This is a genomic window from Anoxybacteroides tepidamans (assembly GCF_014201465.1).
Classification (GTDB): Bacteria; Bacillota; Bacilli; order Bacillales; family Anoxybacillaceae; genus Anoxybacteroides; species Anoxybacteroides tepidamans.
In genome coordinates, this window is record NZ_JACHEP010000047.1 from 1 (window position 1) to 2,630 (window position 2,630).

Sequence of the window (2,630 nt, forward strand, 5' to 3'; positions counted from 1 at the left end):
TGGAAGCGGTGTTGTTCGGTCACCCGACAGTCGAAACATACCGATTACTCCATAAAAGACGAAAACGTTAAAGTTCCAAATTGCATTTATATAAATGATGCTGAATGTATTTGGCGTCTTCTGTAACGGTACGGATTTTTTCCTTCACTCTTTAACACCTTCTTCATAAAAATCCTTTCGCGTAAACAATACGAGCCTTTATGCGTTTTTGTCCACCATCGGGAGTTTTATCATTGTCATTAATTTTATATGAATCCATCAACCTTCTTTAATATAAGTAAAATAAATGATTATAATATTAATGATAATTATTATAAATAATGACTGGAGGGAACGTATTGGATCAATTATTGCACGTGTTTGTCAAAGTGGCGGAAAAGAAAAATTTTACCCGCGCTGCCGAAGAATTGCACATGACACAGCCGGCGGTGAGCCAGCATGTCCAAACATTGGAGCGCCTAATGGGAACAAAATTGCTAGAGCGAAACAACAAATACGTAAAACTTAATAAAGCTGGAGAAATTGTTTACCATCACGCGAAAGAAATATTAGGGCTTTATACTCGCATGAACCATTTGATCGATGACTTAATGAACCGCGCTAGCGGAGCGCTGTCCATCGGCGCCAGCTATACTTACGGCGAGTATATCCTTCCCCATATTATGGCCGAGCTGCATAAACAGTACCCGTTAATTAAACCGGCCATCACCATCGGAAATTCGAATGAAATTGTAGAAATGGTGAGCAACCATCAATTGGATGTCGGGATTATCGAAATGGACATTGAGATGAAAGATGTTTATATCGAACCGTTTGCCGAAGATCAAATGTTTATTATCGCTTCTGCTAACCACCCGTATGCAAAAAAGGAAAAGGTGTCTATTGATGATCTTCGCAGCGAAACATGGATCGTTCGCGAAACAGGGTCTGGAACAAGGAAAGCAACCGACAAATTGTTTTCAAAATATAACTTTTTTCCGCACGATATCATGGAATTTGGCAGTACACAGCTGATTAAAGAAGCGGTGGAAGCCGGCTTAGGCATCACATTCCTTTCGCAATGGACAGTAAAAAAAGAACTTTCTTTTGGGACATTGAAACTGATAAATATTGATGGCCAGCCTTTTTTTCGCCAATTTTCCTTTATCACTCAAAAAACCCCGTTTTATACAAAAGCGATGGAAGTGTTTTTGGACATTTTACGGAAGCATAGAACTTCGGCAAACAGCTTGGCAAAGCAATAATTGTGCTCGATTCGATAAGAGCGTCAAAAAGAGGCAAACGGTTAACTAAAGTCATAATTCACATCCTATTATTTAAAAATTGTATTTCACACTCTTCCTTTTTGTAAAAAACATAACCATATGAATTGCCAGTCGGCAAGCGAATCGCTTGCCGACTACGGCAGAAAAGCTAGGAATAGAGCGATCTCAACTGGTTTTTATTAGTTCATCAACACGCCTGTAAAACTTTCGATCTTTCCGCTTAGTTAAGCAATGAAGAAAGATAGAAACGATAATAAAACAGATGTAATGGACATGGCGATTAAAGGGCGCAAAGCTTTTGTTCGTAAATCGCGAAGACTAATATTCAAGCCGAGGCCGACCATAGCTGATGTTAAAATAAATGATGTGAAATAAGAAATGCCGTTTAATGCACTTTTTGAAATAGGAATCGCTTTTCCGAGAACGTAGCTGCCAAACAAGCTCATAAGAATAAAGCCAATCAAAAACCATGGAAATTCCACTTTCGTGTCTCCCGACTCCTGGCCGGCATTTTTTCGGCTCATCCAATACATTAATATAAAACTGAGCGGCACAAGCAAAAGAACTCTTCCTAACTTCGCCAGCAAGGCAAGAGCCAACGCATCCTGTCCTGCCGGAGCACCCGCTAACGCAACGTGCGCAATTTCGTGCAAACTAATTCCGCTCCAAATTCCGTAATGCAAATCAGAACCGGGCAAAAATGGCCGAATAATCGTATAAGTTATAGAAAAAATAGTACCGACAAGCGCTATAATCCCTGCAGATATGGCTGTGTCATCATCTTTAGTTTTTAAAATCGGTGAAACAGCAGCAATAGCAGCCGCTCCGCATACACCTGTTCCAATTCCGAGCAATAACGATAACGAAGAATTTGCTTTTAATACTTTTCCAAGCCAAACCGTCATAAAAATAGAAAAAACAATGACAGCCACATCGCGGACGAGAAGGCCTAATCCTTGATGGATCACGACATCAATATTGAGCTTTAAGCCAAATAAGATAATGGCAAATCTTAATAAACGTTTCGTGGAAAATTGAATGCCGCGTCGAATCGCTTCTGGATATCCAAAAATTTGCCGATACACGACCGCGATCAAAATCGCGCACGCAAGCGGCCCTAAACGGTCAAGCCCTGGTATTGCCGTTAGCGCAAAGCCAATTGCCGCGATCGCAAAAGTAAAGGCAACACCTCCTAGCCAAAGACCTTTGGAACTTCCGCGGGGAAAAGGGCTTTTTAAAGAGCGTATGTTTTCATTTCCCATAGATGTTACACCTCCCTCTAGAAATGTTGATATATCAAGGTTTCTTGGCATCTTAGGGGTGCCAAAAAAATATTTTTCGACAAAGCTCATCACATACTTTTGA

Annotated in this window: 2 protein-coding genes; one reads left to right on the forward strand and one right to left on the reverse strand. The window is 40.5% G+C overall.

What is annotated here, in order from left to right; translation table 11 throughout:
* Positions 1-338: 338 nt before the first annotated feature.
* A complete protein-coding gene (locus HNQ34_RS17160) occupies positions 339-1,244 on the forward strand; it encodes a LysR family transcriptional regulator (RefSeq protein ID WP_183256534.1) in 906 nt (301 codons plus the stop codon).
* Between the two features lie 245 nt (positions 1,245-1,489).
* Here HNQ34_RS17160 and HNQ34_RS17165 read toward each other — a convergent pair whose 3' ends face one another.
* Positions 1,490-2,527, reverse strand: a complete 1,038-nt coding sequence (locus HNQ34_RS17165; protein ID WP_183256535.1) for a YeiH family protein — start codon at positions 2,525-2,527, stop codon at positions 1,490-1,492.
* Positions 2,528-2,630 lie beyond the last annotated feature (103 nt).